At 67.6% G+C, this 5762-nt stretch carries 4 protein-coding genes; 1 reads left to right on the top strand and 3 read right to left on the bottom strand.

Annotated elements, in window-relative coordinates; genetic code table 11:
• Positions 1-1558 (bottom strand): mercuric reductase (locus ACIRA7_RS14320; RefSeq protein WP_396221528.1); only part of this gene is annotated, 1558 nt, incomplete at its 3' end.
• Between the two features lie 36 nt (positions 1559-1594).
• Entirely contained in the window at positions 1595-2359 is a 765-nt protein-coding gene (locus tag ACIRA7_RS14315; RefSeq protein WP_396221529.1) for a sterol desaturase family protein, read from the bottom strand.
• Positions 2360-2499: 140 nt separating this feature from the next.
• Here ACIRA7_RS14315 and ACIRA7_RS14310 point away from each other — a divergent pair, with 140 nt between their 5' ends.
• On the top strand, positions 2500-3906 hold the full coding sequence (locus ACIRA7_RS14310; protein WP_396221527.1) for a M20/M25/M40 family metallo-hydrolase: 1407 nt from the start codon (positions 2500-2502) through the stop codon (positions 3904-3906).
• Between the two features lie 7 nt (positions 3907-3913).
• Here ACIRA7_RS14310 and ACIRA7_RS14305 read toward each other — a convergent pair whose 3' ends face one another.
• Complete coding sequence (locus tag ACIRA7_RS14305; protein ID WP_396221526.1) at positions 3914-5269, bottom strand: APC family permease; 1356 nt, start codon at positions 5267-5269, stop codon at positions 3914-3916.
• Positions 5270-5762 lie beyond the last annotated feature (493 nt).

Raw genomic sequence — 5762 nt, 5'->3', positions numbered from 1 at the left:
ACAGGCGAAACCACAGGGCGAAGAACTGTCGCGCCCGCGCCGTGAACGCCCGCTTGCGCCACGCGTCGGCCGCCCGCCGGAACACCTCGGCCTGGGTGGGATAGGCGTGAATCGTCTTGCCGACGCCGCCGAGGCCAACGCCGTTGGTGATGGCGACGGCCAGCTCCCCGATCATCTCGCCGGCATGGGTGGCCACCAGCGTCGCGCCCACGATGCGATCCGTACCGGCGGCGAGATGCACTTTCAGGAACCCGTGCGGTTCGCCATCGAGACGCGCCCGGTCGTTGTCCTCGAGGTTCACTCGGATCGTATCGATGCGCACACCGCGTCCGGCCGCTTCCTCGACCGTCATGCCGACATGCGCGACCTCCGGATCGGTGTACGTCACGCGTGGCACCACCAGATTTCTGGTACGCCCCCCACCGATGCCGAAGAACAACGCGTTGGCCACCGCGAGTCGTGCCTGGGCGTCGGCCACATGGGTGAACTGCAGCGCCGACGACACGTCGCCGATGGCGTACACCCGTGGATTCGACGTGCGCAGGCGATCATCGACGCTGACCCCTTGCGGGGTGAAGCGGATGTCGGCCGCCTCGAGGCCAAGCCCCTCGATGTTCGGCGTGCGCCCGGTGGCGACGAGCAGGCGATCGGCCTGCAGCGCCGTCGTAGCATGTGCCGCTGGCGCGTCGCCGGCGAGCTGCAGGGTGAATTGCCGCCCGTCGTGCGACACGCGTTCAACGGTCGCTTGATTGATGATCTGCACGCCGTCGGTCTCAAGCGTGGTTGACACCACGGCGGCGGCATCGACTTCATCGCGCGGTAGGACATGCGTACCGGCATGCACGAGCGTCACCGCACTGCCGAAGCGCGCGAACGCCTGCGCGAGCTCGGTACCGATGGGACCTCCGCCGATCACGATCAATCGCGCGGGACGTTCGGTGAGCGAGAAGATCGACTCGTTGGTGTCGTACGGCGTGTCGGCGAGACCGGGGATCGGTGGCCGCGCCGCCCGCGCCCCGGTCGCGATGATCGCTCGACGGAAGCGCAGTACCGTGTCGTTCACGGTGACTGTATCGGGACCGCTGAACGTGGCGTTGCCGAGGAATACATCGACGCCGAGGGAGCGGAAGCGCTCGACGCCGTCGACGGGACTGATGTCGGCGCGTAGGCGACGCAGCCGCGCCATGACGGCACCGAAATCACCGTCCTGCGTCACGCGCGGCCCGCCGAACCGTTCGGCGGCGGTGCGGGCCTCGTGCCACGCACGGGCCGCACGAATCACCGCCTTCGAGGGTACGCACCCGAAGTTGAGGCAATCACCGCCGAACATGTGGCGCTCGATCAGCGCGACGCGGGCCCCGAGTCCGGCCGCGATCGCGGCGCTCACGAGGCCAGCCGTGCCGGCACCGACCACGACCAGGTGATACCGGTCCTTGGGCACCGGCGCCATCCAACCCTTCGGCGCGACCGTGCGCATCAACTGCGCGTTGGCGTCGTCGAACGGGAGCAGCGGAATGTCGGAAGGCCAGTCGACTGGCGGGGCAATTGGCGCGCGCATCAGGCAGGGGCGGAAGGAAGCGGCACTGGCAGACGGTCAACGCGTCGGCGGGAGCTCGTCGACACCGAAGACCACGGCCGACAGATCGGGTGCGAGGCGCAACGTGCGCGCCATCCGGTCCCACCACGAGAACACCGAACTGAAATTCGACTGCTGCTCGGCGACGACCACCGAGTGGTGCACCTTGTGCAGGTGCGGCGTCACGATCACGACGCGCAGGATCCGGTCCAGCGCGTCGGGCAGGCCGATGTTGGCATGCTGAAATTGTACGACGGCGAACATTACGGTCTCGTATACGGCGAGCTGCTCAACGCTGCAGCCGATCAGCGCCAGCACCGGTACCCGCGCGATCGACGATAGTACGATCTCGCCCACGTGAAACCGGCTCGCGGTGGTGGCGTCCATCTGCTGATCGCTGTGGTGGAGTCGGTGGAAACGCCACAGGCCCGGCATGGTGTGATTCAGGCGATGCCACGTGTACGTCCAGCCGTCGAGCAACAGGATCGCCGCGAGCCAGCCCAGCCACTCGGGGAGCGCGAGCCAGTGCAACAGGCCGAAAGGGTATTCGCGGCTCCACGCCATCGCGGCGATCCACACGCCGAGGAATCCGAACCGGACCAGCGCGCCGTTGAGCAACCCAAGGGCGACGTTGCGGGCGCCGTGCCACAGGCGATCGCGCCCGGCGTGCGGTCCGCGTTCGAACAGCGGGAAGAAGGGCTGCGCGGATTCCCAGAGTACCAGCAGCGCCAGCACCGCGAGGGCGGCCGGCAGCCGGATGGCGTTAACCGTGTCGGCGGGCATCACGAGCAGGACAGGCGGCTGCGTGGGGCAGGGATGTAGCGCATCGGGTGTTCCGGTAGATGACCGTGGCAACGTAGCCTCGCGAACCGAGGGGCGGTAAGTTGGGCGACCCATTGCCACATCCTGCCCGAGGTTGCCGCATGCTCCGTCTCACCCGTCGCCTGTCGACGCTCGTCGCTGCCGTCCTGCTCGCGGGACCCGCCGCCCTCGCCGCCCAGGAGTCCGACTCCACCGCCCTCCTGCTCGCGCAGCTCATTCGCGCCAACAGCAGCAACCCGCCGGGGCACACGCAGCAGATCGCCGATATTCTCGGTCCGCTCTTTCGCGCCCGTGGCTTTCAGGTGGACGTCATTCCCACGCCGGACTCCGCCAAGGTGCATTTCTTTGCGCGCCTCAAGGGCAACGGGTCGAAGAAGCCCCTCTTGCTCGCGGCGCACGCCGATGTCGTGGGCGTGGAGCGTGAGAAGTGGACGGTCGATCCGTTCGGCGGCGTGATCAAGGACGGCGCGGTGTACGGCCGTGGCGCCATCGACTTCAAGGGCGGCATCGCCGTCTTCGCTCGCGCCGCGATGCTGCTGGCCGACCGCAAGGTGCCACTCGACCGCGACGTCATCTTCCTGGCCGAAGCCGACGAGGAAGGCGCCCCGATGAACACGACGTGGCTGGCGCGCCAGCATTGGGACAAGATGGACGCCGAGTTCGCGCTCAACGAAGGCGGGTGGATCATCAAGCGCGACGACGGGCGCGTGCAGTACGTGAGCATCTCCACGTCGGACAAGCGCGTGATGGGCGTGACGATTACGGCGAAGGGCACGAGCACGCATGCGTCCATGCCGCTGCCGGACAACGCGCTGGTGACGATCGGTCGGGCGCTGGCGAAGCTCGGCGCCTATGAGACGCCACTCGAGTTCACCCCCGATTCGCGCAAGTACTTCACGACGCTGGCCAAGACGAGCACTGGTGAAACGGCGCGGCTCTACACGCAGTTGCTGAGCGGTACGCCGGAGCAGGTGCGCACGGCCGATGCGACGCTCTCGCGTGATCCGCTCATCCACTCGCTGATGCGCAATACGATCGCCCCGGTCATCGTGGCCGGCGGATTCCGGTCGAACGTGATCCCGGGGTCGGCCGAGCTCACACTGAATGTGCGCCTCATTCCGGGCAGCGACCCGGCGGCGCTCATCAGCACGCTCGAGAAACTGTTCAATGATCCGCTGCTCACCGTGAAGATGGCCGGCGCCGTGGCGCCGCCGTCGCCAGCGTCCCCCGACACGTCCTTGCTGTACCGCGCGCTGGCCATGGAGTCGAAAGCCCAATGGCCGGAGGCCGAAGTCACGCCGTACCTGTTCCAGGCCGGTACCGACGCCGCCGCGTGGCGCAATCGCGGCATTCCCGTCTTCGGCATCTACCCGTACCCCATCAGCACCGACGAGCTGCGTCGCATGCACGGGAACGACGAGCGGGTCAGTGTCGAGTCGCTACGTCAGGGTACCGAGATGTTGTTCCGCACCCTGAAGCGGGTGGCGGGGACGAGTCCCGCCCGTTGATTCGGCGTCAGGACGCGTTCTCTTTTGCCCGGGCCGCACGGCTCCGATACGACAGCACGTAGAGTCCGGCCGCCACGGCGGCCGTGATGAGAATGCTGCTCCACTCCGCCATGGTGATCGATGTCAGCAAGCCGACGATCACCACGCACGCCAGGACCGGCACGACGCCGGCGCCCGGTACACGGAACGGCACACCACCGGACTGGACGTTTCGCCGACGCAATTCGAGCGCAGCCACGGCGCAAAAAAAGTACACCAGCAGCGCCGCGACATTGGCGATGATCGCCAGCGGACCGAATCCGCTGGTGATCGCCAATGTGCAGGTGACGGTCAGTTGCAGCGCGATCGCGATGTGCGGCGTTTTCCATGTGGGATGCACCGACGCGATCGGCGACGGCAGGAACCCGTCGCGTGCGAACGCATACAGGGCGCGCGGCACTGCCAGCGCCATGCCGCTGAGGTAGCCGAACGTCGAGACCACCACACCGACAAGCAACAGCGTGCGTCCCCAGGGCCCGAGCACGACGCCGGCCGCATCAGCCAGGGGCGTAGCAGACGTGGCCAACGACGCGCCGAGCACGCCCTGCGCCACGTACTGGAGGGCGACATACAGGAGCGTGATGCCGATCATCGCGACGAAAATCGCGCGCGGTACCGTGCGCGCCGGGTCGCGCACCTCGCCGCTCGGCACCAGGGCCGTCTCGATTCCGCTGAAGGCAAAGATCAGGACGATGCTGGCGCGCAACACATCGCCGGACGCCGGGACCGTGCTGATCGCGAGATTCTCGCCGCGAACGAAGAACACGCCGACGACGACCAACAGCAGCAGCGGCGCCAGCTTCGCCACCGTGGTGACCTGATTCAGCCGGCTCCCCTGGCTGACGCCGAGCATGTTCACTCCGCCCACGATCGCAAAGGTCGTGATGAGCAGTGCGGCGCGCGGCCCCGGTCCGGCCAAGGCGGGCATGAGGGTGGCGGCGTTGTCGGCGTACACCGTGGCCACCGCTGCCACCGCGTAGGTACCCAATAACCAGAGCATGACGCCAGCCTGAAAGCCGAAAAACGGGCCAAAGGCCAGTTCGACATACGCGTAGGGTCCGCCGGTGAGCGAGACGCGACTGCCGGCTTCGGCGATACACATCACGATGAGTCCCATCGCGACGGCGCACACCAAGTAGGCGAGCGGCGCGGCGGCACCGAGTGCTGCCGCCACCGACGCCGGCAGGCGGAAAATCCCGCCGCCGATGGTGACATTCGCGATGGCTGCCGCGAGGCCCCACACGCCGACGGCCCGGACCAGAGACTGTTCGGCGCCTCGGGTTGGGCTTGGCGCGGTCGGTGACGCAGTGCTGCGTTGGGTCATAGAGGGTGTGCTGGCGAAGGAGAGTCGCCCGGCGGCACTGGACGGCAGGGCGTATCAGTGCTGAGGCGTGTCACAGAAGCGTTGAGGAGTAGCGCTGGACTTCGAGGCGCCCCGGCGACCGAGCGGGAGGCGGCCCCCGACCCTCAGACAAAACGTAAACAGCGATCCTGCAATGCCCTAGCGGCAGTGCGCGTAGAGACGAGAGCCCTTGCCCGATATCCGGGGCGGGCACATCGTTCAAAGAAGGAGCGCGGTCGCGCTTCGTGGTTGTTCCCGCCCGGCACTGCTGTTCCCGCTCCGCCCCGAGGCTTTGGGATGAAAACTGTCGTTGCACTAGGTGCTGGCTCGCTCATGCTCGCGATCGCGGTGAGCAGTGCCGATCGTGTCGAATCACCCGCCGCGCGCCCGACGACACCGGTCGCGGTGGCATCGCCCGCGAGTTTTCTCGCGCCGTCGTCGCCGGCACCGCTGTCGCGCTATCGCGCCACGCTCG

It is taken from the genome of Gemmatimonas sp. (assembly GCF_044376735.1).
In the GTDB taxonomy this organism is placed as follows: domain Bacteria; phylum Gemmatimonadota; class Gemmatimonadetes; order Gemmatimonadales; family Gemmatimonadaceae; genus Gemmatimonas.
This window is presented reverse-complemented; position numbering and strand designations above follow the sequence as displayed.

Bases quoted from the DNA above. Each gene is read 5' to 3' on its own strand.
- ACIRA7_RS14315 (WP_396221529.1), bottom strand. From the start codon at position 2,359: ATGCCCGCCGACACGGTTAACGCCATCCGGCTGCCGGCCGCCCTCGCG.
- ACIRA7_RS14310 (WP_396221527.1), top strand. From the start codon at position 2,500: ATGCTCCGTCTCACCCGTCGCCTGTCGACGCTCGTCGCTGCCGTCCTG.
- ACIRA7_RS14305 (WP_396221526.1), bottom strand. From the start codon at position 5,269: ATGACCCAACGCAGCACTGCGTCACCGACCGCGCCAAGCCCAACCCGA.